At 66.9% G+C, this 25,090-nt stretch carries 22 protein-coding genes; 12 read left to right on the top strand and 10 right to left on the bottom strand.

Translation table 11 applies throughout. The features are described 5' to 3' along the window. Positions 1 to 35: 35 nt before the first annotated feature. The 3 genes from boxB to MHZ91_RS23655 form a co-directional block, all read right to left on the bottom strand. Positions 36 to 1,463 (bottom strand): benzoyl-CoA 2,3-epoxidase subunit BoxB, encoded by a 1,428-nt coding sequence (boxB, locus tag MHZ91_RS23665; RefSeq protein WP_056570867.1) that lies wholly within the window; start codon positions 1,461 to 1,463, stop codon positions 36 to 38. 111 nt (positions 1,464 to 1,574) lie between these two features. Further along, complete coding sequence (gene boxC / locus MHZ91_RS23660; RefSeq protein ID WP_239215990.1) at positions 1,575 to 3,245, bottom strand: 2,3-epoxybenzoyl-CoA dihydrolase; 1,671 nt, start codon at positions 3,243 to 3,245, stop codon at positions 1,575 to 1,577. 206 nt (positions 3,246 to 3,451) lie between these two features. Beyond that, complete coding sequence (locus MHZ91_RS23655; protein ID WP_175125893.1) at positions 3,452 to 4,360, bottom strand: helix-turn-helix transcriptional regulator; 909 nt, start codon at positions 4,358 to 4,360, stop codon at positions 3,452 to 3,454. A 172-nt stretch (positions 4,361 to 4,532) separates the two neighbouring features. Here MHZ91_RS23655 and MHZ91_RS23650 point away from each other — a divergent pair, with 172 nt between their 5' ends. The 8 genes from MHZ91_RS23650 (at position 4,533) to MHZ91_RS23615 (ending at position 12,222) form a co-directional block, all read left to right on the top strand. After that, positions 4,533 to 5,006, top strand: coding sequence for a DUF4863 family protein (locus tag MHZ91_RS23650; RefSeq protein ID WP_239215989.1), 474 nt, complete (start codon positions 4,533 to 4,535; stop codon positions 5,004 to 5,006). Between the two features lie 80 nt (positions 5,007 to 5,086). Continuing rightward, the gene (locus tag MHZ91_RS23645; RefSeq protein WP_239215988.1) at positions 5,087 to 6,646 is read left to right on the top strand and encodes a benzoate-CoA ligase family protein; all 1,560 of its coding nucleotides are present in this window, start codon (positions 5,087 to 5,089) and stop codon (positions 6,644 to 6,646) included. After that, positions 6,643 to 7,467 (top strand): alpha/beta fold hydrolase, encoded by an 825-nt coding sequence (locus tag MHZ91_RS23640; RefSeq protein WP_239215987.1) that lies wholly within the window; start codon positions 6,643 to 6,645, stop codon positions 7,465 to 7,467. The genes MHZ91_RS23645 and MHZ91_RS23640 overlap by 4 nt, the downstream gene beginning before the upstream one ends. A 54-nt stretch (positions 7,468 to 7,521) precedes the next feature. Further along, entirely contained in the window at positions 7,522 to 8,682 is a 1,161-nt protein-coding gene (locus MHZ91_RS23635) for an ABC transporter substrate-binding protein (protein WP_175125890.1), read from the top strand. 33 nt (positions 8,683 to 8,715) lie between these two features. Continuing rightward, entirely contained in the window at positions 8,716 to 9,597 is an 882-nt protein-coding gene (locus MHZ91_RS23630) for a branched-chain amino acid ABC transporter permease (protein WP_175138223.1), read from the top strand. 30 nt (positions 9,598 to 9,627) lie between these two features. Further along, positions 9,628 to 10,758 (top strand): branched-chain amino acid ABC transporter permease, encoded by a 1,131-nt coding sequence (locus MHZ91_RS23625; protein ID WP_239215986.1) that lies wholly within the window; start codon positions 9,628 to 9,630, stop codon positions 10,756 to 10,758. Continuing rightward, on the top strand, positions 10,751 to 11,512 hold the full coding sequence (locus tag MHZ91_RS23620) for an ABC transporter ATP-binding protein (protein ID WP_175186265.1): 762 nt from the start codon (positions 10,751 to 10,753) through the stop codon (positions 11,510 to 11,512). The genes MHZ91_RS23625 and MHZ91_RS23620 overlap by 8 nt, the downstream gene beginning before the upstream one ends. Next, positions 11,512 to 12,222, top strand: a complete 711-nt coding sequence (locus MHZ91_RS23615) for an ABC transporter ATP-binding protein (protein WP_175125886.1) — start codon at positions 11,512 to 11,514, stop codon at positions 12,220 to 12,222. The genes MHZ91_RS23620 and MHZ91_RS23615 overlap by 1 nt, the downstream gene beginning before the upstream one ends. Before the next feature lie 55 nt (positions 12,223 to 12,277). Here the strand turns inward: MHZ91_RS23615 and MHZ91_RS23610 are convergent, their stop codons facing one another. From MHZ91_RS23610 to MHZ91_RS23590, 5 genes are all read right to left on the bottom strand, one after another. Then, positions 12,278 to 13,837, bottom strand: a complete 1,560-nt coding sequence (locus MHZ91_RS23610) for an acetolactate synthase large subunit (RefSeq protein WP_239215984.1) — start codon at positions 13,835 to 13,837, stop codon at positions 12,278 to 12,280. Positions 13,838 to 14,035: 198 nt separating this feature from the next. Further along, positions 14,036 to 16,444 carry a TonB-dependent siderophore receptor gene (locus tag MHZ91_RS23605; RefSeq protein ID WP_239215982.1) on the bottom strand — a complete coding sequence of 803 codons (2,409 nt, stop codon included), beginning with the start codon at positions 16,442 to 16,444 and terminating at the stop codon, positions 14,036 to 14,038. A gap of 96 nt (positions 16,445 to 16,540) precedes the next feature. Further along, positions 16,541 to 17,503, bottom strand: a complete 963-nt coding sequence (locus tag MHZ91_RS23600; RefSeq protein WP_239215980.1) for a FecR domain-containing protein — start codon at positions 17,501 to 17,503, stop codon at positions 16,541 to 16,543. After that, positions 17,500 to 18,018 (bottom strand): sigma-70 family RNA polymerase sigma factor, encoded by a 519-nt coding sequence (locus tag MHZ91_RS23595; RefSeq protein WP_105240177.1) that lies wholly within the window; start codon positions 18,016 to 18,018, stop codon positions 17,500 to 17,502. Before MHZ91_RS23595 ends, MHZ91_RS23600 begins: the two co-directional genes overlap by 4 nt. Before the next feature lie 187 nt (positions 18,019 to 18,205). Further along, positions 18,206 to 19,228, bottom strand: coding sequence for an amino acid ABC transporter substrate-binding protein (locus tag MHZ91_RS23590; RefSeq protein WP_063953202.1), 1,023 nt, complete (start codon positions 19,226 to 19,228; stop codon positions 18,206 to 18,208). A 354-nt stretch (positions 19,229 to 19,582) separates the two neighbouring features. On the opposite strand from MHZ91_RS23590, the gene MHZ91_RS23585 reads away from it, so the two are divergent. From MHZ91_RS23585 to MHZ91_RS23570, 4 genes are read left to right on the top strand one after another with little or no spacing between them, the layout of a single operon-like run. Further along, on the top strand, positions 19,583 to 20,590 hold the full coding sequence (locus tag MHZ91_RS23585; protein WP_239215978.1) for a tripartite tricarboxylate transporter substrate binding protein: 1,008 nt from the start codon (positions 19,583 to 19,585) through the stop codon (positions 20,588 to 20,590). A gap of 43 nt (positions 20,591 to 20,633) precedes the next feature. Further along, positions 20,634 to 21,314 (top strand): 3-oxoacid CoA-transferase subunit A, encoded by a 681-nt coding sequence (locus MHZ91_RS23580; protein ID WP_175186261.1) that lies wholly within the window; start codon positions 20,634 to 20,636, stop codon positions 21,312 to 21,314. A 25-nt stretch (positions 21,315 to 21,339) separates the two neighbouring features. Then, complete coding sequence (locus MHZ91_RS23575) at positions 21,340 to 21,981, top strand: 3-oxoacid CoA-transferase subunit B (RefSeq protein ID WP_175125880.1); 642 nt, start codon at positions 21,340 to 21,342, stop codon at positions 21,979 to 21,981. After that, positions 21,981 to 22,808 carry an IclR family transcriptional regulator C-terminal domain-containing protein gene (locus tag MHZ91_RS23570; RefSeq protein WP_175125879.1) on the top strand — a complete coding sequence of 276 codons (828 nt, stop codon included), beginning with the start codon at positions 21,981 to 21,983 and terminating at the stop codon, positions 22,806 to 22,808. Before MHZ91_RS23575 ends, MHZ91_RS23570 begins: the two co-directional genes overlap by 1 nt. Before the next feature lie 26 nt (positions 22,809 to 22,834). Here MHZ91_RS23570 and MHZ91_RS23565 read toward each other — a convergent pair whose 3' ends face one another. Then, a complete protein-coding gene (locus MHZ91_RS23565; protein WP_239215976.1) occupies positions 22,835 to 23,884 on the bottom strand; it encodes an L-threonylcarbamoyladenylate synthase in 1,050 nt (349 codons plus the stop codon). A gap of 11 nt (positions 23,885 to 23,895) precedes the next feature. Further along, positions 23,896 to 25,086, bottom strand: coding sequence for a 5-(carboxyamino)imidazole ribonucleotide synthase (locus MHZ91_RS23560; RefSeq protein WP_175186257.1), 1,191 nt, complete (start codon positions 25,084 to 25,086; stop codon positions 23,896 to 23,898). Between the last annotated feature and the right edge of the window lie 4 nt (positions 25,087 to 25,090).

The following is a 25,090-nucleotide window of genomic DNA, read 5'->3' as shown; positions in this document are numbered from 1 at the left end:
CTCCCAAACGCGCGGGCACGTGGCCCGCGCGGCCATCAGTTGAAACGCACGTACTCGAAATTCACCGGCTGGCGGTTGACGCCCATGACGGGCGGCGCGATCCAGTTGGCGAATTTGCCCGGTTCCGTGACCCGGCCCATCAGCGACGCAACGAACGCGCGATCTTCCGGTGTGGGCAGCCACTTGTGCTGGTTGGCCTGCCATTGCGATTCGGACACGATCTCGCCTTCGGGCGACATGCGGATGCCGGCCAGCGTGCCGATCTGGCGGTTGAACGCCTTGTGCGGCACCTGCAGGCGAAAGGCCAGGCCGCTCTTTTCGATGACCTTGTTCCAGCGGCCGATGCCGGCAACCGAGTCGCGGATGAAGTCATCGCGCAGCACTTCGTTCAGCGCGTTCAGCATCGGCACCTCGATCTCCGTCAGCTTGCCGTTGCTGACGTTCAGCACGCGGTACGTGTCGTTCTTGAGCTGATGGTCGTCGTTGCGCTTGGTCTCTTCGTAGCGGCCCTTCAGGCCCGATCCGTAGAAGATGGCTGCGTTGGACGACTGGTCCGCGCCGAAGAGGTCAATGGTGACGCTGTAGTGGAAGTTCAGGTAGCGCTGGATGGTGGGCAGGTCGATCACGCCGGCCGCGCGCACGGCTTGCGGATCGTCGGTCTTCAGTTCCTTCATCACTTCGCAGGTGCGCTGGATGACGCGCGAGATGCCGGACTCGCCGACGAACATGTGGTGCGCTTCCTCGGTCAGCATGAACTTGGTCGTGCGGGCCAGCGGATCGAAGCTGGATTCGGCCAGCGCGCACAACTGGAACTTGCCGTCGCGGTCGGTGAAGTACGTGAACATGTAGAACGCCAGCCAGTCGGGCGTCTTCTCGTTGAAGGCGCCCAGGATGCGCGGGTTGTCGGAATCGCCCGAGCTGCGCTGCAGCAGCGCATCGGCTTCCTCGCGTCCGTCGCGTCCAAAGTAACGGTGCAGCAGGTACACCATCGCCCAAAGATGCCGCCCTTCTTCGACGTTGATCTGGAACAGGTTGCGCAGGTCGTACTGCGACGGCGCGGTCAGGCCCAGATGGCGCTGCTGCTCGATCGAGGCCGGTTCCGTGTCGCCCTGCGTGACGATGATGCGGCGCAGGTTGGCGCGATGCTCGCCCGGCACGTCCTGCCACACGTCGCGGCCGATGTTTTCGCCGAAATGGATCTTGCGCTGCCCGTCCTGCGGCGCCAGGAAGATGCCCCAGCGGTAATCCGGCATGCGCACATGGTTGAAGTGCGCCCAGCCGTCGGGCTCGACGCTGACCGCCGTGCGCAGATAGACGTCGAAACCATGCGAGCCATCAGGCCCCATGTCCTGCCACCATTGCAGGTAATTGGGCTGCCAGTGCTCCAGCGCACGCTGCAACGTACGGTCGCCGGACAGGTTGACGTTGTTGGGAATCTTGTCGGTGTAGTTGATGCCGGACATGTCTCTCTCCTGATTCTTGGAATGGGGCGCCAGCCGCGCGGCGCTTGGGTCTCAGGACCACCGGGCCGGCGCGCATGACGCCTGGCCGCCCGTTGGCCGAACGCTAGCCGCCTAGACGCGGTTCCAGTCGAATGCCGCCTGCTCGCCCTTGCCGTACAGCTTGAGCGCACCCTTGTCGCCCGCTGCGTTGGGGCGGTTGAAGATCCAGTTCTGCCAGGCGGTCAGCCGGCCGAAGATGCGGGTTTCCATGGTTTCCTGCCCGCCGAAACGCAAGTTGGCTTCCAGGCCGGTCAACGCATCGGGCGACAGCGCGCGGCGCTCTTCCAGCGCCAGCCGCACTTCGTCGTCCCAGTCGATGCTGTCGGGCGCGTAGGTGATGAGGCCCAGCTCCAGCGCGGCGGATGCCGGCAGGCTGCGGCCGGCCTGCGCGCGCACCGCTTCCAGCGGCTGCGTCTCGCCGTAAAAGCGCCGTTGCAGGCGGCTCTGGCCGTTCACCATGGGGTACGCGCCAAAATTGCGCTCGCCCACCACGATCTGCGGCGGCGGGGCGTCGATGGCTTCGTCGTCCTCCACGTCCAGCATGTAGCTGCGGTCCGCAGCCAGCGCCAGTTCCAGCAGCGTGCCCGCAAAGCACGAGCCCGGTTCGATCAGCGCGAACAGGCTGCGCGACGTCACGTCCAGCCGCGCCAGCGTGCGGCGCAGCATGCCGGCGGTCTCGCGCACGAACCAGTGGTCGGCGTGCCGTTCCAGCGCCGCGTCGGCCGCAAGCACCGCCTCGGCGTCGCCCTCGGTCTTCAGGATCCAGGTGCCGATGTCCAGCTCGTTGGTGCGCATCGACAGGATGGCGTCATCCAGTTCGCGCGCCATCTGCAGCGGCCACCAGGCGGCGCCCGCGGCAACGATGGCCTGCAATTCCGTTTCGACGCGGCCTTGCGGCGCGCGAACCGTCCACGTCGCCTGACGCTTTTCGCGGTCAAGTTGCACGTCGACGTAGCGATAGGACAGGCTGGTCTCGGTCTCGGTGCGTTGCAGCGGCGTCAGCGACACGCCCTGCTCGTCCGCCGGGCGGTGGCTGTCCTGCGCCAGCGCCAGTGCGCGGGCGCGGACTTCTTCCTCGAAGCGGGCTGGCTTGACCACGTCGTCCACCAGCCGCCAGTCCTTGGCGCGTTGCCCGCGCACGCCCTCGACCAGCGTGCAGAAGATGTCGGCATGATCGTGCCGCACGCGGCGCTTGTCCGTGACGCGGGTCAGGCCGCCCGTGCCGGGCAGCACGCCCAGCAGCGGCACTTCGGGCAGGGCCACGGACGACGAACGGTCGTCGATCAGCAGGATTTCGTCGCAGGCCAGCGCCAGTTCGTACCCGCCGCCCGCGCACGCGCCGTTCAGCGCGGCAATGAACTTCAAGCCGCCGTGGCGGCTGGAGTCTTCAATGCCGTTACGGGTTTCGTTGGTGAACTTGCAGAAGTTCACCTTCCAGGCGTGGGTGGACAAGCCCAGCATGAAGATGTTGGCGCCGGAACAGAAGATCCGGTCCTTCATGCTGGTGACGACCACGCTGCGCACTTCGGGGTGTTCGAAACGGATGCGCTGCAGGGCGTCATGCAGTTCGATGTCGACGCCCAGGTCGTACGAATTGAGCTTGAGCTTGTAGCCGGGGCGCAGGCCGCCGTCTTCGGCGACATCCATGGCCAATGTCGCGACCGCACCGTCGAAGGCCAGGCGCCAATGCCGGTACTGGGCGGGATCGGTTCGAAAGTCGACCCGGCTGATGGGGCTGCTCATAGTGTGTCTCCTCATACGCCCTGTGCTCGGACAGGAAAAATACTGCACCACATGAATTATTATGCAGATTAGTGCAGGCGATTTGGAGCGTCAAGCGGAATATGCAGAAAAGTGCAGATCCCGAAGGACGGGAGGCGGAAAGCAAAAGGCCGCCCTCGAAGGGGCGGCCTTATCGCACATCAACCGGGCGAGCGGGCGGTGCAGCGCTATAGCGGCAGCCCGCAAGCCTTGCGCACCTGCGTACGCAGACCGGCAAAGCTTTCGGGCACTTCCAGATTGCTGGTCACCCAGGTCAGATCGGCCTTGGCATAGAACGCTTCGCGTCCGGCCAGGATGCGCTTCAAGTCAGCCATCGCTTCGTTGTTGCCCGACATCGGGCGGAAGTCGCCCTGCGCCATGACGCGGCTCATGTGCTCTTCGGGCGTGGCGCGCAGCCAGACCGTATAGCAGTGGGTCAGCAGCAGGTTCAAGGTTGCGGGTTCGGACACCAGACCGCCAGGCGTCGCCAGCACCATTTCCGGGTAGATCTGCACGGCCTCTTCCAGCGCGCGCCGTTCGTAGCGGCGATAGGCATTGGGACCGTAAAGGTTGTGGATCTCCAGGATGCCGCAGCCGGCCACCCGCTCGATCTCGCGGTTCAGTTCCACGAAGGGGTAGCCAAGATCGTCGGCCAACATCTGGCCCAGCGTCGACTTGCCCGCACCGCGCAGGCCGATGAGCGCCACGCGCTGCGTACGGTTTGGGCGCTGGGCTCCGGCGCCCACGCCAAACAATTGCGTCAGCGCCTCGCGCGCACGCTGCAGATCGGATTCGGTGCGCCCGCTGAGCAATTCCCGGATCAGCAACCAGTCGGGCGATTCCGTGGTCACGTCGCCAACCAGTTCGGCCAGCGCGCAATTGAAGGCGCGCGCAATCTGCAGCAACACCAGGATCGACGCGTTGCCGACGCCGTGCTCCAGATTGGCCAGGTGGCGTTCGGACACGCCGGTCGCCTGGGACAGCCCCTTGCGCGTCATGCCGCGGATGGCGCGCAGGCGGCGCACGCGCTCGCCCAGGGCGATCAGAAAGGGCTCGCGCCGGGGTTCGATGGGCGCCGTGTCTAGCGCTTGATTCATGGTTCGACTGACTCCGCAAAAACCCTGATTACCGCTCTTTTATGCACTATAGTGCTTGACCCACATCAACGGAAGCACTATTTTTCCATCCAACGAGTCCACAGCCGATCCGGTGCAAAAAAACAGCAGTCCACAGGACTGCCGAGCGCCGACAGTGTAAAGGAGCCGCCTGGTGAGTACGCCTGACCAATTCCATGCCCTGATGCGCGACGTGACGCGTCTGACGGCCGGCCAGCCGCTGGATGCAGCGCTGCAGGCCCGGCTCAATGACGCGGCCGGTCCGGACAGCGCGCTGTTCCAGGACATCTTTGCCACCTGTAGGCAGGGCGTGGCCGACGGCTGGATGTGCAACCGCGAAGGCGGCGGCATCAAGTACGGCCGGGTCATCAAGCCCGCCGATGACCTGGGCGGCTGCTCGGTGGACGTCGTCGACATGATCGACCTGGCCGGCCCGCACCACGCGCATCCCAATGGCGAGATCGACATGATCATGCCGCTCACCGAAGACGCCCGCTTTGATGGCCACGGGGCCGGCTGGCTGGTCTACGGCCCGGGGTCGGCGCACTGTCCCACCGTGACGCAGGGCCGCGCCCTGGTGCTGTATCTGCTGCCCGGCGGGGCCATCGAATTCACGCGCCCCGGCTGACAGCCGGTTCGGAGACCCGCCCTGCCGCCAACAACAACCACAGGCACGGCGTCCGCCCACCAGGACATCAGGAGACAACCGTGAACACCTGCCCCGCCGAACTGAATTTCGCCAGCCACCTGGCAGCGCTGAACGCGCCGCGCGCCAACAAGCTGGCCTACATCGACGACACCCGCCAGCTCACGTACGGAGATCTGGCCGAGCGCGTGGCCCGCATGGCCGGAGCACTGCGCAATCTGGGCCTGCGCCGCGAGGAACGCATCCTGTTGCTGATGCAGGACACGGCCGACTGGCCGGTGGTGTTCCTGGGCGCGCTGCACGCCGGCGTGGTGCCGGTGGCCGTGAACACGCTGCTCACCGCCGACGACTACGCCTACATCATTGCGCACAGCCGCGTTCGGGCCGTGTTCGTGTCGGGCGCATTGCTGCCGGTGCTGCAATCGGCGCTGGCCCAGGCCCCGGCGGATATCGAACACCTGGTCGTTTCGCAGCCGGGCGCAAACCTGCCGGACGGCGCCCACGAATTCGAATCCCTGCTGGCGGCCGCCCCGCTCGCGCCCGCCGCGCGGACGCTGTCCGACGAGATTGCGTTCTGGCTGTACTCGTCCGGGTCCACGGGCAAGCCCAAGGGCGTGGTGCACACGCACGGCAATCTCTGGCACACGGCCGAACTCTATGCCAAACCCGTGCTCGGCATCCGCGAAGACGACGTGGCGTTCTCGGCTGCGAAGCTGTTCTTTGCGTACGGCCTGGGCAATGGCCTGACGTTTCCGCTGTCGGTGGGCGCCACCGTCGTGCTGATGGCCGAGCGCCCCACGCCGCAGGCCGTGTTCCAGCGTCTGGTCCGGCATCGTCCCACGGTTTTTTATGGCGTGCCGACGCTGTATGCCAGCATGCTGGCCTCGCCCGACCTGCCCGCCCGCGAGCAGGTGGCCATGCGCGTCTGCACGTCCGCCGGCGAAGCCCTGCCGCGCGACATCGGCGAGCGCTTCACGCGCCATTTCGGTTGCGAAATCCTGGACGGCATCGGCTCGACCGAGATGCTGCACATCTTTATTTCGAACCGCGCAGGCCAGTTGCGCTACGGCACCACGGGCAAGCCCGTGCCCGGCTACGAGGTGCAATTGCGCGACGACAATGGCGCGCCGGTTGCGCCGGGCGCCATCGGCGATCTCTACATCAAGGGCCCCAGCGCCGCGCTGATGTACTGGAACAACCGCGACAAGACGCGTCAGTGCTTCCTGGGCGACTGGCTGAAAAGCGGCGACAAGTACGTGTGCGATCCAGACGGCTACTACACCTACGCCGGCCGCAGCGACGACATGATCAAGGTCAGCGGCCAGTACGTGTCGCCGGTGGAAGTCGAGAACATCCTGATCCAGCACGAGGCGGTGCTGGAAGCCGCTGTGATCGGCGTGCCGGATCACGACGGCCTGGTCAAGACGAAGGCCTATGTGGTGCTGCGCGCCGGCTTCGAGCCCGACGCGCAGACTGGCGCCGCCTTGCAGCATTACGTGAAGCAGCATCTGGCGCCGTTCAAGTACCCGCGCCAGATCGATTTCCTGGAAGAACTGCCCAAGACCGCCACCGGTAAGATCCAGCGGTTCCGCCTGCGCGCGCTGGAAGAGGCCGCGCTATGACCACCGCCACCGGGGCTGCCACGGTCTTTGCCACCCTCCACGCGCGCGGCCGCGACATGCGGCTGGAATGCGCGTGGATCGCGCCGGAACGCGTTCATACGCCGCTCATCGTGTTCCTGCACGAGGGGCTGGGATCGGTGTCGATGTGGAAGGACTTTCCGCAACGCGTCTGCGAGGCGGCCGGCTGCCGCGGCCTGGTGTATTCGCGCTACGGCTATGGCCAGTCCACCGCGCGCCCGCTGCGCGAAGCCTGGCCTGTGGACTTCATGCATCGCGAGGCGCACGAGGTGCTGTCCGCCCTGCTTGAAGTTTTGGGCGTGAACGCGCACCACGACAAGCCCGTGTTGTTCGGCCATAGCGACGGCGGCTCGATCGCATTGCTGTACGCCGCGCGGTATCCGGATAAGGTCGCCGGCGTGGTCGCGGCCGCGCCCCACATCTTTGTCGAGGACATCTCGGTGGCCAGCATCGCGCAGGCGCGGCAGGCCTATCTGGAATCGGACCTGCGTGCGCGGCTGGGGCGTCATCACCAGGATGTGGACTCGGCATTCTGGGGCTGGAACGACATCTGGTTGAAGCCCGAATTCCGCGCGTGGAACATCGAAGGCGAACTGAACCGTATCACCTGTCCCGTGCTGGCCATCCAGGGCATGGACGACGAATACGGCACGCTGGAGCAGGTGCGCGGCATCCGCCGGCGCGCGCCGCAGACCGAATTGCTGGAGATACCGGCGTGCGGGCATTCGCCGCACCGGGATCAACCCACCACCGTTGTCCAGGCCGTCGCACGCTTTGTGGGCGCGCTGGAAAAACCCGGTTGACCCAGGCCGCGCGATCGGCCCGGCGTTAGCCCATAACAAGCACGGAGACAAACCATGAACCACGTCCTGACCCGGGCTGCGCTGGCCGCCGCCCTGACGATCGCCGCAAGCGGCGCGCATGCCGACGATAAGCTCAAGGTCGGCTTCATGCTGCCCTACAGCGGCACCTTCGCCGCGCTGGGCAACGCCATCGAGAACGGCTTCAAGCTCTACGTCGCCGAGCAGGGCGGCAAGCTGGGCGGGCGCGAGATCGAATACTTCAAGGTGGACGACGAATCCAATCCGGCCAAGGCTGCGGAGAACGCCAACCGCCTCATCAAGCGCGACCAGGTGGACGTGCTGATCGGCACGGTGCATTCGGGCGTGGCGATGGCGCTGGCCAAGGCGGCCAAGGACGCCGACACCACACTCATCGTGACCAACGCCGGGGCGAACGCGATCACCGGCCCGCTGTGCGGCCCCGGCATCTTCCGCACCTCGTTCACCAACTGGCAACCGGCCTATGCGATGGGACCGGTGGCCTATGCCAAGGGCCACAAGACGGCCGTGACAATCACGTGGAAATACGCGGCGGGCGACGAGGCCATCGGCGGCTTCAAGGAAGGCTTCGAGAAGGCCGGCGGCAAGGTCGTGCGCGAACTGAGCCTGCCGTTTCCCAACGTGGAGTTCCAGTCGCTGCTGACGGAGATTGCCGCGCTCAAGCCCGACATGGTCTTCACCTTCTTTGCGGGCGGCGGCGCCGTGAAATTCGTGCAGGACTACCACGCGGCCGGCCTGGACAAGACGATTCCGCTGTACGGCTCGGGTTTCCTGACGGACGGCACGCTGCAGGCGCAGGGCGCATCCGCGCAGGGGCTGCTGACCACGCTGCACTATGCCGACGGCCTGAACACGCCGCGCGACAACGCGTTCCGTGCCGACTATTCCAAGGCGTACAAGATGCAGCCGGACGTCTATGCGGTGCAAGGCTATGACGCCGCGCAGCTCATGCAGTCGGGCCTCACGGCCGTGAAGGGCGATTTCTCGAAGAAGGAAGCCTTTCGCAGCGCCATGCGCACGGCAACCGTCGACAGCCCGCGCGGCTCGTTCACGCTGTCCAAGGCGGGCAACCCGGTGCAGGACATCTACCTGCGCCGCGTCGATGGCCTGGAGAACAAGGTCGTCGAAGTCGCGGTTCAGAAGCTGGCCGACCCCGCCCGCGGCTGCAAGCTGTAACGCCACGCACCGCGTCCGCCACAGGGAGGCCCCATGGACATCAGCATCCTGCTCATTCAGAGCCTGAACGCATTCCAGTACGGCTTGCTGCTGTTCCTGGTGGCCAGCGGACTCACGCTGATCTTCGGGATCATGGGCATCATCAATCTGGCCCACGGCAGTTTCTACATGATCGGCGCGTACATGGCGTTTGCGCTGGGTCCGGTGGTGGACCGCTGGCTGGGCGGCGGCTTTCTCACGACGCTGGCGGTCTGCGTGCTGGCCGCCGCCGTACTGGGCTACCTGCTGGAAGCCGCGTTCTTCAGCTACCTGTACAAGCGCAACCACTTGCAGCAGGTGCTGATGACCTACGGCCTGATCCTGGTGTTCGAGGAGCTGCGCAGCATTCTTGTCGGCAACGACGTGCACGGGGTGCCGCTGCCATCGTGGCTGCAGGGCAGCATTGCGCTGGGCGACGTGATGACATATCCCGTCTACCGGCTCTTCATCTCGGCCGTGGGCATTGCGGTGGCGCTGCTGCTGTACTGGGTCATCTCGCGCACGCGGCTGGGCATGATGCTGCGTGCCGGGGCCAGCAACCGCGAGATGATCAGCTCGCTGGGCATCGACATCAACAAGCTTTACCGTGTGGTGTTCGCGGCGGGCGTGGCGCTGGCGGCGCTGGCCGGCAGCATTGCCGCGCCCGTGTCGTCGGTCTATCCCGGCATGGGCAACGGCGTGCTCATCATCTGCTTCGTGGTGGTGGTGATCGGCGGCATCGGGTCGATCCGCGGCGCCTTCCTGGCCGCGATGCTGGTGGGCTTTGCCGAGACCTTCGGCCAGGTGCTGTTCCCTTCCGCGGCGGGCGTGCTGGTCTATCTGCTGATGGCCTTCATTCTGCTATGCAAGCCCGAAGGGCTGTTCAAACAGGGCTAGGTCCTGTCGACATCAAAAGGACCCTCTCGCATGCGCACGCCTCTGCTCAACCGACTTCTACCCTTTGCCGCGCTGCTGGCGCTGGCCGCCTTTTCGTTCAGCGGCAGTGATTACTACACCGGCCTTGCGGTGAAGATCATGATCTACGCGATCTTCGCGCTGAGCCTGCAACTGCTGGTCGGCGGCGCCGGGCTGGTCAGCCTGGGACACGCCGCGTTCTTCGGCATCGGCGCGTACGTGGCGGCGCTGCTGTCGCCGGAGTCGGAAGCGGCCGGGCTGTGGTGGCTGCTGCCAGCCGCCCTGCTCGCAGCCGCCGCCTATGCGCTGGTCACCGGCGCGCTCGCGCTACGCACGCGCGGCGTGTACTTCATCATGGTCACGCTGGCCTTCTCGCAGATGGCCTACTACGTCTTCCACGACACCAAGATCGGCGGCGGCAGCGACGGCATCTATCTGTACTTCCGGCCCGAACTCTCGCTGGGCGGCTGGATGCCGTTCGATTTAAGCAATGGCAGCACGTTCTACTTCTTCGTCCTGGCGTGCCTGGCGCTGGCGTGGGGGTTTCTGGCGCTGCTGCGGCGCTCGCCCTTCGGCGCGGCGCTGGCCGGCATTCGCATCAACGAACAGCGCATGCGCGCGGCGGGCTATTCGACCTATCCGTACAAGCTGGCCGCGTACGTCATCGGCGCCACGCTCGCAGCGCTGGCGGGCTTTCTGTTTGCGTTGAAGGACGGCTTCGTCACGCCCGAACTGCTGGCGTGGGAACAGTCCGGCTTGGTGCTGCTGATGGTCATCCTGGGCGGCATGGGCAGTCTGGGCGGCGCGGTGCTGGGCACGGTGACGATGGTGCTGCTGCAGGAACTGTTCCAGTCGCAGGAGTTGTTTGGCGACTACGCGCGCCACTGGCATCTGCCGCTGGGCATCGCGATCATTGCGCTGGTGGCGTTGCTGCCGAACGGGCTGGCAGGATTGCCGGCGCAATGGCGCGAGCGCCGGCAGGCACGCTTGGCGGATGCTGGAAAGGGCGCAGGCAAGGACACCCGAATCGACAACCGAAGCGACACCCGAAGCGACCCCGGCCGAGACGCCATCACGCCGTCACGCGCGCCCTCCAAAACGCCCGCACCCCGCCTGCCGATTCAGGGAGAACGCCATGTCTGATGTCCTGCTCGCCGCCACCGCGGTCACGCGCCGATTCGGCGGTCTCACGGCGGTCAACGGCGTGTCGCTGCAATTGCAGCGCGGCCAGGTGCACGCCGTCATCGGCACCAATGGGGCGGGCAAGTCCACGCTCATCAACATCCTGTCGGGCGAACTGGCGGCCAGCAGCGGGCAGGTCACGCTGGCGGGCCGCGACATCACCGCCTGGCCGCAGCCCGAGCGTGCACGCGCCGGGCTGGGCCGCAGCTACCAGCGATCCACGATCTTTCCCGAACTGAGCGTGTTCGAGAACTGCAGGCTTGCGGCGCAGGCCAGCCGGCAGCGCTTCTGGCACTGGTGGCGCGACGCCGCGAGCTGCCGCCGCAGCGCCGACCTGGCCGGCGAGGCGCTGGACCGCACGGGCCTGACGGGAGACGCGATGCAACCCGCCGGTCTGCTGGCCCACGGCCGCAAGCGCCAGCTGGAGATCGCGATGTGCCTGGCGGGCGAACCGCAGGTGCTGCTGCTGGACGAACCGCTGGCGGGCATGGGCCCCGAAGAAACCGACCGTATCCTCGACCTGCTGCAAACGCTGAAGGCCGGCCACGCGATCCTGCTGGTCGAACACGACATGGACGCGGTGTTCCGCATCGCCGAAACCATCACCGTGATGGTCAACGGCAGCGCGATCGCCAGCGGCGCGCCGGCTCAGATCCGCGCCAATCCCGAGGTGCGCACCGCCTACCTGGGCGAAGACGGACAAGGAGCGCATTGATGCACACGCTGATCGAAGCCGGCGGCCTGCACGTCTACTACGGCGCCAGCCATGTGTTGCGAGGCGTGGACATGCACATCGCACCGGGCGAATCCGTGGGTCTGGTGGGCCGCAATGGCATGGGCAAGACCACGCTCATCCGCAGCCTGATGGGCCATGTGAAAAGCGCGCAGGGCAACGTGCGGGTGCGGGGCAGCGACTGCACGCATGCGCAGCCGCACGCGATTGCGCGTATGGGTGTGGCCTACGTGCCCGAGGGGCGCGGCATCTTTCCCAATCTGAACGTGCGCGAGAACCTGCAGGTCGCCGCAAGGCCGGGCAAGCGCGCCGGCCAGGACTGGACGTATGCGCGCGTGCTGGACACGTTTCCGCGCCTGCGCGAGCGCCTGGGCCACGGCGGTCAGCAGTTGTCGGGCGGCGAGCAGCAGATGCTGGCCATCGGCCGGGCGTTGATGACCAATCCCGACCTCTTGATCCTGGACGAGGCCACCGAAGGCCTTGCGCCGCTGATCGTGGCAGAGATCTGGCGCATCATCCGCGACATCCGCGCGACCGGCATGTCCACGCTGATCGTGGACCGCAACTACCGCGCGGTGCTGGAACACACCGATCGGTGTCTGGTCATGGAGAAGGGATTGATCGTGCAGGATGGCGATAGCGCATCGCTGGCCCGGCAGCCGGAGCAGTTGACGCGCTATCTGGGGGTGTAGCAGCGGGGCGCGTGCGAAGACTGTTCGCCAAGCGCCCGCGCCAATGCGGCAATCGTCAGATCACCGCTTCGATCAGGAAGGGGCCGCGGCGCTTCAAGCCTTCGGCCAGCGCGCGCGCAAAGCCTTCGACCGTATCCACGCTGACGGCTTCGACGCCCATGCCGCGCGCCAGATGCGTCCATTCCAGATGCGGATCCTGCAGGTCCAGCATGCGGCGCGCGTTGCGGCCCGGCTCCTGCACGCCCACGTTCTTCATCTCGCCGTGCAGCGTGGCGTAGGAACGATTGGCGAGGATGATGGTCAGGCAATCCAGATTCTCGCGCGCCTGCGTCCACAAGGCCTGCAAGGTGTACATGCCGCTGCCGTCCGCCTGCAGGGTCACAACCTTGCGATCGGGGCACGCCACTGCCGCGCCCGTCGCCATCGGCAGGCCGATGCCGATGGCACCGCCGGTCAGCATCAGCCAGTCGTGCGGTGCGCTGTTGACGCTGTAGAGCGGAAATTCGCGGCCCTGCGTGATGGACTCGTCGCAGACGATGGCCTGTTCGGGCAGGTGGTGCGCGACCAGGATGTTGACCGCGGCGCCGGTCAGCTTGCCGGACGCAGGCACTTCGTAGCTGGGCGCGGGCGCCACCAGCCGCGGCGCGTCGGCGGCGATGCCCAGTTCGTCGGCCAGCCATTCCAGCGCGTGCGGCAGGTCCTGGTCGGCGGTGGCCAGCACGAGCTGGTTGCTGTCCTGCGGGGCCAGCAGGCTGGGCTTGCCGGGGTAGGCAAAGAAGCCGACCGGCGACTTTGCACCCGCCAGCACCAGATGCTTCACATCCTTCAGCTTGGCCACGGCCAGGTCGATCGGATACGGCAGACGGTCCACCGGGGTGCGCGCACCGCCACGCTCGATGCGACGGTTCGACGTTTCCGACACCAGGCGCACGCCCGTGGCCCGCGCGATGCGGCCGGCGGCATTCAGGGCGCGCTCGCGCAGCGCGGCGCCGCCCAGCATCAGCACGGTGACTTCACCCGAACGGATGGCGGCGGCGGCGGCGCGCACGGCCTCAGCCGTGGTCTGCGCCAGCGGCTCGTCCTTGGCCACGATGGGCGCGGGCGCGTTGTCGGGCAGTTCGGTCCAGGCCGTGTCGGCGGGCAGGATCAGAGTAGCGATGTTGCCCGGCGAACGGCGCGCCACGGCCACGGCCTCGGCGGCATCCGCGGACAGGGCCGATGCCGTCATCGTGCGCTTGACCCAGTGCGACATCGGCCGCGCCACGCCTTCGACGTCGCTGGTCAGCGGCGCGTCGTACTGGACGTGATAGGTGGCGTGGTCGCCCACGATGTTGACCATGGGGGTGCGGGCGCGCTTGGCGTTGTGCAGGTTCGCCAGACCGTTGCCCAGGCCCGGGCCCAGGTGCAGCAGCGTGGCTGCCGGCTTATCGGCCATGCGCGCATAGCCGTCGGCCGCGCCCGTCACCACGCCTTCGAACAGGCCCAGCACGCAGCGCATCTTGGGCTTGCGATCCAGGGCCGCCACAAAGTGCATCTCGGATGTGCCCGGATTTGCAAAGCAAACGTCCACATCATTGGCAAGCAAGGTGTCGCAGAGGCTGTCGGCGCCGTTCATCGTTGTTTCCCTGGTAGTTATCAATGGCAGGCGGGTGGCAAGGCCACCCGCGCAACGGACATCATAGGGAGCCTGGCGGATTCGCGATAGTGCCATTTCCGCTTGCGCGCATGGAACCATTCCCGGCAGGGTTCCGCCTGGCGGAACAAACCCGGGCGGCGTCCGGGGAGCGGACGGCCGCGCCAGGTTCGGGTGCCGTCAGAACGTGGCGCGCAGCGCGAGGCGGAAGGTGCGCGGCTGGCCGAAGTAGTTCCAGTAGTTGGTGTTGCCCACGGACTGGTAATAATTCCGGTCGAACAGGTTGTCCACGTTGAACTGCACCGCCAGGTTCTTGTTGACGTCGTAGACCGCATGCAGGCCGACCAGCGTGTACGCGCCCTGCGAGATCTTGTACTCGTCTTCGTCCGGGCCGCTGGCGTTGAAGATGCCGCTCTGCGCGTACACCGAGCCGCCCACGCGCAGCTTGTTCCACTGGTCCGGCAGACGGTAGTCGGTGGACACCTTCAGCAGGTGGCGGGGGTAGGTGCTGGCAAACACCTGGCCGGACTGCGGCCCCTGCGCGTACTTCGATTGCGTGTAGGTGTAGCCCAGGCTGACGTTCCAGGCTGGCGTGATGGCGCCGTTGACCTCGAAGTCCACCCCGCGGTTGCGCACCTTCTCGGCAGCGCGATAGCAGGAGAAGATGCCCGGCGGGCACAGGTCGCTGTCCTGGATCAGGTCGGCCCGGCCCTTCTGGTCCGTCTGGAACAGCGCCAGCGCGGCGTTCACGCGGCGGTCCATGAACTCGCCCTTCAACCCGATTTCGTAGTTCTGCCCCGTCATCGGCGGCAGCACGCCGCCATCGACGCCGATGTTTTCCTGCGGCTTGAAGATTTCGGTATAGCTGGCGTAGGCCGACAGGTTTTCGTTCAGGTCCTGCACCACGCCCGCATACGGCGTGACCTTGCCGCGCTGCTCGTACCGGCTTTCGGTGCGCACGGTGGTCTGCGCAAAGCGGTCGAATTCGAACCAGCTCATGCGCGCGCCCAGGATGAAGGTCGTGCTGTCGGTCAGGCTGAAGCGGCCCGCGGTGTAGATGCCCTGCTGCTTCTGCGTGATGTTGTACTGCCACATATGCGCGTCCAGCCCGGTCGGCGCGGGCGGATTGAAGGCGCCCAGGTCATTCATGTCGACCAGATAGCGATAGCCGGCGTCGCGCCCGCCGTGATAGCTGAAATCGTCCTTGCGGGTGGTGGCGCCCACCACCAGCTCATGCTGGCGGCCCAGCAGCTGGAACGGGCCGGACGCGTAGGCGTCCACGCCCCACTGCGTGTCGTCGTACTGGAACAGGCGCGGATTCAGCGTGAAGATATCGCCCGTCGTGCGCTGCGTGTAGTTGCCCAGGAAGTCCGACTTGGCGGACAGCCAGTTGCCGGCTACGGTCAGCTTCCAGCCATTGCCGAATTCGTGCTTGATGTCGGCGAACAGATTGGTGTTGCGCTTGTTCAGGTAATTCCAGTCGCCGACGAGGGCGGTCTTGCGCGACATCGGGTAGAACGAACCATCAGCCCGTGTCGGCAGTCCGGACCAGTCGTAGCCCTGATTGCGGTCCTTCTGGTAGGTCAGGCCCGCCGTCACCGTGGTGGCGGGCGTGATGTCGGCCTCCAGGATGCCGTAGAAGAGCGAGTTCTCCTTGCCCGCCCGTTGCTGGAAGTCGCCCGCGTTGGTGTAGGCCACCACCGCACGGCCGCGCAGCGTCTTGGCCTCGTTCAAGGGCGAGGACACGTCCAGCATGGTGCGATAGTCGTCCCACGACCCCGCCGACAGCGTCATGACGCCCGTGGTCTCGTAGCCGGGCCGCTTGCGCACCAGATTGATGGCGGCGGCCGGATTGCCCGCCCCTTCCAACAGGCCCGTGGCGCCGCGCACGACCTCCACACGGTCATAGATCTCGGTGGTGGGTTTGTTGATGGCGTCAAACGAATACGCGTTGCTGATGTTGGCCGGCACGCCGTCGATCTGCAGGTTGTCGATTAACTGGCCGCGCGCCTGGTACACCGAGCGTTCGGAGCCGTTCTGCACCACCGAAATGCCGGTGGTTGCCTGCAGCACGTCGTCCAGGTTCTGCATGGACTGATCGTCCATGCGCTGGCGCGTCACCACCGTGACGGACTGCGGCGTTTCGCGCGGCGACAGGTTCAGGCGCGTGGCGCTGTTGGTGACCTGCACCACGTACGTGCCGCTGGTGTCCACCGGCGGCAGCATGCCGGATACGGTTACCGGCGCCAGCGTCGTGGTCTGCGCGGCCGGCGCGCGCCGCAAGGTCAGCGTGCCGTCGGCGGCCCGGGTGGATTCCAGGCCGCTGCCGGCCAGTGCGACGCGCAGCGCCGCATCCATCGTATAGACGCCCTGCACGGCCGGGGCATTCAGGCCGCGCACGAGCTGCGGATCGTAGGACACCACGGTCCGGGTCAACCGCGCGATTTCGGTCAGCGTGGCGTCCAGGCTGCCGGCGGGCAGGTCGAACGCGATGGGCGCCCGCGGCTGGGCGTGGGCCGGCTGGCCCAGGCTGGATGCCGCCAGGACCACGGCAAGGCTAAGGACGTGGGGAACAGGCAAAACGCGCATGAGGGTCTCCGATACGTTGCGCACAGTGATATGTGGGTATGTGCCGCGAGATCGGAAAAGTGACAGTCCTCGTGCGAAAAAAATGAAAAAGGCTGTTCAGGCGGCGCGGACGTCGATCACGGTCAGCCAGCGCGTGTAGCGGCTGACGGTGATCGGCAACGTATGCTCCAACGCGCTCAGCGCGCGGTCGGTGTCGTCCAGCGGATAGAGACCGGACACGGCCAGGCGGGCGGCCTGCGGGCTGACGCGCAGCACGCCCGTGCGGTAGCTGGCCAGCGCCGCGGCAATTTCGCCCAGCGGCTGGTCGCGCGCCTTCAGCCACCCCTCGCGCCACGCGGCGGCGTCGTCCATCGGTTGCGGACGGTCCGCCCAGCCCTCGCCGAAGCGCGCGCCCTGCCCCATCGCCAGCGTCAGGGGCGCAGATTCGCGCGGCAGGACCTCGATGCTGTTCTGCAAGGCCACGGCCAGGCTGGCCTCTTGTTCCAGCCGCACCATGCAGCCCGCGCCCGCGCTGCGGACCTGCCCGTGCGCCGTATGCACCGCGAACATCGACGAAAGACCGGTGCGCGGTTGCACCACCAGCGCCCCCTCCAGCAGCCGCACGTTGCGCGCGTCCGCCGTGAAATCCAGATCCACGCGGCTGCGCGCGTCCAGGGTCAGCAGGCTGCCGTCCGGCAGCGTGAAGGTCCGGCGTTCACCCGTGGCCGTACCCAGATCGGCCGTCAGATTGCCCAACGGCGTGATGCGGTTGGCCACCCAGCCGCCGGCCGCTGCGGCGCCGGCCAAGGCGGCCGCGTTGAGCAGCACGCGGCGACGCGCCGGGCGCACCAGCGTGCGCCGCAACGCGTGATGCTCGTTCTTCATGACCGTTTCCAGCCGCCCCACCGACTGGCTCAGGCCCTGCTGCAGCCGCGCCCAGGCATGTTCATGGACCGGGTCGGCCGCGCGCCAGGCGGCACAGGCGGCGTGATCGGCGTCGGTCGCCTCGCCCGAGGTCAGCTTGACCCAGAAGCCGATCGCGCGGTCCCCGGCCTCGGCCGCGCTTTGCTCGCGTCTCATGGCGCGTCCGCCAGCGCGTAGCAGCGCTGCAGCGCCTGCGCGATGTACTGGCGCACCATGCTGACCGACACGCCCAGCGCGGCGGCGATTTCCTTGTGCGTCAGGCCGTCGAGCTGGCTGTACAGGAATGCCGCGCGCGCCTTCGCCGACAGGCCATCGAGCATCTGGTCCACCTGCTGCAGCGTCTGCAGGATGGCAAGCTGTTCCTGCGGCGACGGCGCAAACTGCTCGCCCTGATGGAACAGGCTTTCCAGCCACGCGGCTTCCAGCTCGCGGCGGCGCCACAGTTTCCAGACCAGACGTTTCGCGATGGTGATGATGAGGGCGCGCGGCTCGCGCACGGAGGCGAGCCGCGGCGTCTGGATGAGCTGCACGAACGTGTCGCCCGCGACGTCTTCGGCGTCTTCGAGGTTGCGCAGCCGGGTGTAAAGGCGGCCCAGCAGCCATGGCCTGTCTTCGGTGTAGATCCGGGCCAGCAGAGGATGGTCCGAGGTAAGCGTGGAAGGCGGAAGCATGGCGCGGCGGGCGGTTATCTGCAAATGGGAATCGCTCGCATTCTATCGCAGACGTGCCAGGGCGTCCCGTTTCCGAGGCGCCCTTTGTTCACGTTCGGGTCGCGCCCGGAAACGGCAAGGCCTCCCGAGGGAGGCCTTGCGCGATCGCATCGGACGGGTTTGTCCGTGCGCTATAGGTGCTTACGCATCAACGGATCGGCCACGGATACATCGCGCCGCCCTGGTTCCACAGCGCGTTCGTGCCGCGTTGCAGGCCCAGCTTGCTGTCCTTGCCCACATTGCGCTCGAACACCTCGCTGTAGTTGCCGACCGCCTTGATGGCGTTGTAGGCCCACTTCTCATCCAGCCCCATGTTCTTGCCGGCGCCTGGCGTCACGCCCAGGATGCGCAGCACGTTGGGGTTCTTGCTCTTGAGCATTTCGTCCACGTTCTTCTGCGTGATGCCGTATTCCTCGGCTTCCAGCAGCGCAAACAGCGTCCAGCGCACGATGCCCAGCCAGTTCTCGTCGCCCTGGCGCACCATGGGGCCCAGCGGCTCCTTGGAGAAGCGCTCCGGCAGGATCTCGTAGTCGTTGGGATTGGCGACCTGCGTGGCGCGCACGGCGGCCAGTTGCGAGGCGTCGTCGGTGAAGGCGTCGCAGCGGCCGGATTCAAAGGCGCGCACGACTTCGGTCACCTTGTCGATCACGACCGGCTTGAACTCGATGTTGTTGGCGCGGAACCAGTCGGCCAGGTTCAGTTCGGTGGTGGTGCCCGGCTGCACGCAGACCGTGGCGCCGTTCAGTTCCTTGGCGCTCTTGACGCCCAGCTTCTTGCTCACCAGGATGCCCTGGCCGTCATAGAAACTGGCGGCAACTGCAGACAGGCCCAGCGACGTGTCGCGCGTCTGGGTCAGCGTCACGGTGCGCAGCAGCACGTCGACCTCGCCCGATTGCAGCGCGGTGAAGCGCTGCTGGGTGGACAGCGCGGTGCCCTTGAACTTCGAGGCATCGCCGAACACCGCCGCCGCCACCGCGCGGCAGATGTCCACGTCCATGCCTTCCCATTCGCCCTTGCTGTTCGTCGCGGAGAATCCGGAGACGCCGTCCGTCAGGCCGCATTGCACGAATCCCTTCTTTTTCACCGCGTCCAGCGTGGGACCGGCCATCGCCGCCTGGGACGCGCAGGCCAGGGCAATCGCGCCGGCCGCAACCATCAATTTCCGCTTCATGTTCTGCTTCTCCTGAGATAGATGACCGCCCTGGGCTTGTAGCCGGGGACAGTTGAAACCAGGTCCTGCCTTACCGGACCGGCCGCCAGATTAAGGCATGTCCACAGCGTGAACAACGCGCCGATCCCTAGTGAAAACCCGTAAAAATGGCGCACCGGTGAACGCGAACCCCTTGTCCGGTGATCGAACTTTTTTGGCGGGGAGATGCGCCGTGGTGCCGATTTCCCCGTGCCATACTTTTTTTGCGTATTTGTCCGATAGCCGGCAAAGCCGCAGCCCCCTAAAAGCCGTCGCGTCACATAAAAACCCGGACGCGCAGCGGCAAATCGGCCGATTCATGGAGGAGACAAGTCCATGGCACATGCATGCAAGTCGCAGCCTCATCACCCGGCGGCCACTGACCGCCGCCGCGTTATCAAACACGTGCTGTTCGCCACACTGGCGGCGGCCGGCCTGGCCACCGGCCCCGCCCACGCGGCCGATAACTGGCCCAGCAAGCCGATCAAGATCATCGTGCCGTACACGCCGGGCGGTTCCACCGACATCGTGATGGAAAAGCTGGGACCGCGGCTGAACCAGACCATCGTTGTCGAGAATCGCCCCGGCGCAAACAGCAGCCTGGGGTCGGCGCTAGCCGCCAAGGCGGAACCCGACGGCTATACGTTCCTGTCGATGCTGCCGGCCTACATCATCAACTTCCATCTCTACAAGCTGGGTTACACGCCCGCGGACCTGACGCCCGTTGTGCAGATGGCGGACCTGCCGCTGTTCCTGTTCGTGGCGAACGAGCTTCCCGTCAAGACCGTGGCGGAGCTGGTCGCTTATGCCCGCAAGAATCCGGACAAGCTCACCTACGCATCCAGCGGCAACGGCTCCAGCGCGCACCTGACCGGCGCCGACTTTGCGCTGCAGAACAAAATCACGATGACCCACGTGGCGTACAAGGGCAGCGCGCCGATCCTGACCGACATCCTGGGCAACCGCGTGAGCATGGTGTTCGATCCCGTGCTGGTGCCGATGCAATACGTGAAGCAGAACCGGCTGAAGGCGCTGGCGTTCACGGGCAAGGAACGCTGGCCCACGGAACCGGACATTCCCACCATGGAAGAAGCCGGCATGCCGGGCTTTGTCACCGGCTCATGGGCCGGCCTGATGGCGCCGGCCAACACGCCCAAGCCGATCATCGAACGCATGGCGCGCGAGATCAGCGAGATCGTCAAGGAGCCGGACGTGCGCCAGAAGTTCGTGGATGCGGGCTTTCTGCCGGTGGGCGGCACACCGGCGGAGTTTGCCGATTTGATGAAGAAGGACTCGGCGCGCTACGCCGAGATCATCAAGCAGGCCAACATCACCGTGAACTGAGCGGGGCCGGGCGCCGCGGCGTCCGCCTCATCGGAGCCCTCCCATGATCGACAAGTTCATCGACACGCCGGAAGCCGCCGTTGCGGATGTGCATGACGGCGCCATCGTGCTCATCAGCGGGTTCGGCGGCGCCGGCATGCCCACCGAACTGATCCACGCCCTCATCGACCAAGGCGCGCGCGAACTCACCGTGGTCAGCAACAACGCCGGCAATCGCGAGACGGGCCTGGCCGCGCTGGTCAAGGCCGGACGCGTGCGCAAGGTGATCTGCTCGTTTCCGAAGGCCTCGCACTCCTGGGTCTTCGACGAACTCTACCGGCAAGGCCGCATCGAGCTCGAATGCGTGCCGCAAGGCACCATCGCCGAACGCCTGCGCGCGGCCGGCGCGGGACTGGGCGGCTTCTTCACGCCCACCGCCTACGGCACCGAGCTTGCGCGCGGCAAGGAGACCCGCATCATCAACGGCCGCGGCCACGTGTTCGAGGAGCCGCTGCATGGCGACTTTGCGCTGGTCAAGGCCGACCGCGGCGACCGCTGGGGCAACCTGACCTACAACATGAGCGCGCGCAACTTCGGCCCCATCATGTGCATGGCCGCCAAGACGACCATCGTGCAGGTGCGCGCCAAGGCTGAACTGGGCGAACTGCCGCCCGAGGCCGTGGTGACGCCGGGCATCTTCGTCAAGCGCGTGACCGAAGTGCCCAACGCCGCCTTTTCCAGTTGACGCCATTCCGCTTGAAGGAGTCCGCATGTTTCATCCCCTGACCCGCGAAGCCATGGCGCGCCGCCTGGCCTTGGACATTCCCGACGGCAGCTACGTGAACCTGGGCATCGGCATGCCGGTGCTGGTGGCCGCCCATCTACCCGAGGGCCGAGAGATCGTGCTTCACAGCGAGAACGGCATCCTCGGCATGGGGCCGCCCCCGGCCGAGGCCGACATCAACCTGGACCTCATCAACGCCGGCAAGCAACCGGTGACCTTGCTGACCGGCGGATCGTATTTCCATCACGCGGACTCGTTCGCGATGATGCGCGGCGGCCATCTGGACATTTGCGTGATGGGGGGCATGCAGGTTGCGGCCAACGGCGATCTGGCGAACTGGTCGCTGAACAAGCCCGGCGAAGCGCCGGCCGTCGGCGGCGCGATGGATCTGGCCGTGGGCGCGCGCAGCGTGTTCATCATGATGGAGCACAACAGCAAGAACGGTGATCCCAAGATCGTCGAACGCTGCACCTATCCGCTGACCGGCGCGGGCGTGGTGGACCGCATCTACACGGACCTCGCGGTCATCGACGTCACGCCGGACGGCCTGGTGGTCCGGGATATGATCGACGGCATGACGCTGACCGAACTGCAGACGCGCACCGGCGCGCCCCTGCGCGCAGCCTGATGCTGCCCAACCTGCCCGCTCCCGGCTACGCCGCGCCGCCCACGGCCGAAGACCATCCGGACCAGTTGCGCGGCGATCCGGACTATATGCTGACGCTGGCGCGCGGCCTGCACGTCATCCGCGCCTTCGGCACGCGCCGCCATCCGCAGACCGCGGCCGAACTGAGCCGGCGCGCCGGCCTGCCGCGCGCCGTCGTGCAACGCTGCCTGCACACGCTGATCCTCTTGGGCATGGCCGAGCAGCACGGCAGGCTTTACGTGCTGACGCCGCGCATTCTGGGGCTGGGCTACGCGTACTTTTCGTCCACGCCGTTCGTTTCGCTGGCGCAGCCCGTGCTGGAAGAATTGAGCGCGACCGTGAACGAGACCTGCGCGCTCGCCATCATGGAAGGCCATGAAATGCTTTACCTCGCGCGGTCCGAGGTGAACCGCCTGCTGGCCACGTCGATGGGGTTGGGAAGCCGCCTGCCCGCGTATTGCACGTCGATCGGGCGCGTGCTGCTGGCGGAACTGCCGGAGCCTGCCCTGGCGCGGTATTTCGCGGCGACCGACCTGCAGCCCTATACCGAGTTCACGCTGACCACCGAGGCAAAGTTGCGCGCGGAGCTGGCGCGCATCCGCGAGCAGGGCTATGCGGTCGTCGACCAGGAACTGGAATTGAACGTGCGCGCGATCTCGGTGGCCGTGCGATCGGCCAGCGGCAAGGCCTGCGGGGCGGTGAATGTCAGCGTGAAGGCGGCGCGCGTGCCGCTCAGCCGCCTGCAAGACGACTTCCTGCCGCCCTTGCGGCAGGCCGTGGAACGGATCGGGGAATTCCTGGCCGCGTGAGCGGTCAGGTGTGAGCGGCCAGCAGGCTACAGGCCGGTGGTGTCCAGCGTGAAGGCCGCGGCGGCGCGGCCGATGCGGTCGTTGACCGCGTGCCAGTCATCGGTGGCGGGCGGCGCCTGCACGATGATGCGCGCATAGCCCTGACCATCCAGATCGCGCAGCAGGCCGTACAGCGCCTGCGCATAGCGCGCCGGGTCCGCGGATACCGGTTGCCACTGCACGCGGGGATCGGCTGCGGCGGGTTGCGGGCCGTAGGCCACCAGCACCACGCGGCCTTCGGGCAGATTGCGTCCGGCCAGCACATCGTTCATGCGGGCCTCGTTGGCCAGTTCCAGCGGCGTGCGCGGCGCGTAATGGGCCTTCAACGTGCCGGACGCGCGCGGCGCCGCGGCGTCGGGCGCAAAGACCTGCACGCCCAGCACGGCCTCGATCTGCGCGGCGCTGATGTGGCCGGGCCGCAGCAGCACGGGCCCCGCGCCGCGATCCAGGCGCGACAGGTCGAGAATGGTGGATTCGATGCCAACGTCCGAGGCGCCGCCTTCCAGCACGGGCATGCCGGCCGCGACTTCGTCGGGGAACTCGTTACGGACGTGCTCGGCGCGGGTGGGCGACACCTGGCCGAACTTGTTGGCCGATGGCGCCGCCACACCGCCCTCCCCGTTCGGCTTGCCGGCCGCAAACGCCGCCAGCAGCGCCTGCGCCACCGGATGCGACGGACAACGGATGCCGATGCTGTCCTGCCCGCCGCTCACCGTGTCGACGATGTGCGGCGCGCGCTTCAGGATCAAGGTCAGCGGACCCGGCCAGAACGCGTCGATCAGCAATTGTGCTTCGGGCGGCACGTGCGCCGCCCAATACGCCACGTCGCCCTGCGGCGCGATATGCACGATGACGGGATGGTTCGAGGGCCGGCCCTTGGCCGCGTAGATCTTGGCGACGGCCTGCGGGTTTTCAGCGTCCGCGCCCAGGCCGTAGACGGTCTCGGTCGGAAAGGCGGCCAGTTCGCCGTCCAGCATGCGCTGGGCGGCGTGGGCGATTTCCGCGGCGCTGGCGGAGACGGACGAAGATGAGGACATCGGTTTGCCGCTTACTCGGGCGCCTGCATGCCCAGCGCGGCGGCCACGCGGGCGGCGTCGTCGCGGGCCTGCTGCAAGGTGGCCGCCACGATCGTGATGTGGCCCATCTTGCGGCCACGGCGCGCCTCGCGCTTGCCGTACAGGTGCAGCTTGGCCGAGGGCACGGCCAGCGCGGCCGCCCAATCGGGCTCGCGTTGGGCGTCGCCCGTGGCGTCGGCGTACCAGATGTCGCCCAGGATGTTCAGCATGACGGCGGGCGCCAGCAGGTCGGTGCCGCCCAGCGGCAGCCCGGCCATGGCGCGCGCCTGCTGCTCGAACTGGCTGGTGACGCAGGCGTCGATCGTGTAGTGGCCGCTGTTGTGCGGACGCGGCGCGATCTCGTTGACGATCAGACTGCCGTCCTTGAGCACGAAGAATTCCACGCACAGCACGCCGTGATAGCCCAGCCCCTGCGCAATGGCCTGCGCGGCTTCGGTGGCGCGGGCCTGGCGTTCGGCGTGGGCCGCGTCCTGCTGCACGGGCGCCGCGGTGGACACGGCGAGGATGCCGTCGACATGCACGTTGCGCGCCACGGGAAACACCACGCTGGCACCATCAAAGCCGCGCGCCAGCACGACCGAGATTTCGTAGTCCAGCGGCATCAGCGCTTCCAGCACGCAAGCGACACCGCCGAATTCGGCGAAGGCGGCGATGGCTTCTTCGCGGGTGTTGATGCGGGCCTGGCCCTTGCCGTCGTATCCCAGGCGCGCCACCTTGAGGATGCCGGGGAACAGCGCGTCCGATGCGGCGTTCAGATCGGCTTCGCTGCGGATGGCAGCGTGCGGCGCGACCGGGATGCCTTGCGCGGCGATGAAGGTCTTTTCAGCGATGCGGTCCTGCACGATGGCCACGGCGTCACCAGCCGGGCTGACGCGGCATTGGGTAGCCAGCGCGCGCAGGCTGTCGGCGGGAACGTTTTCGAATTCGGTGGTGACGGCCTGGCACGTCTGCGCCAGGCGGGCCAGACCGGCCTCGTCGTCATAGGCGGCCTGGATGTGCAGGTCGGCCACCATGCCGGCCGGGCATTCTGCGGCCGGGTCCAGCACCGCGACCTTGTAGCCCAGGCTTTGCGCCGCGTGACAGAACATGCGGCCCAGTTGGCCGCCGCCCAGCATGCCCAGCCAGCCGCCGGGCGCGATCAGGAAAGGAGTCGATTGAGTCATTCGC

The sequence above is a fragment of the Achromobacter sp. ACRQX genome (assembly GCF_022346505.1).
Taxonomy (GTDB): Bacteria; Pseudomonadota; Gammaproteobacteria; order Burkholderiales; family Burkholderiaceae_B; genus Achromobacter; species Achromobacter animicus.
The sequence above is the reverse complement of the archived record's forward strand: the minus strand, read 5'-3'. Positions and strand labels throughout refer to the sequence as shown.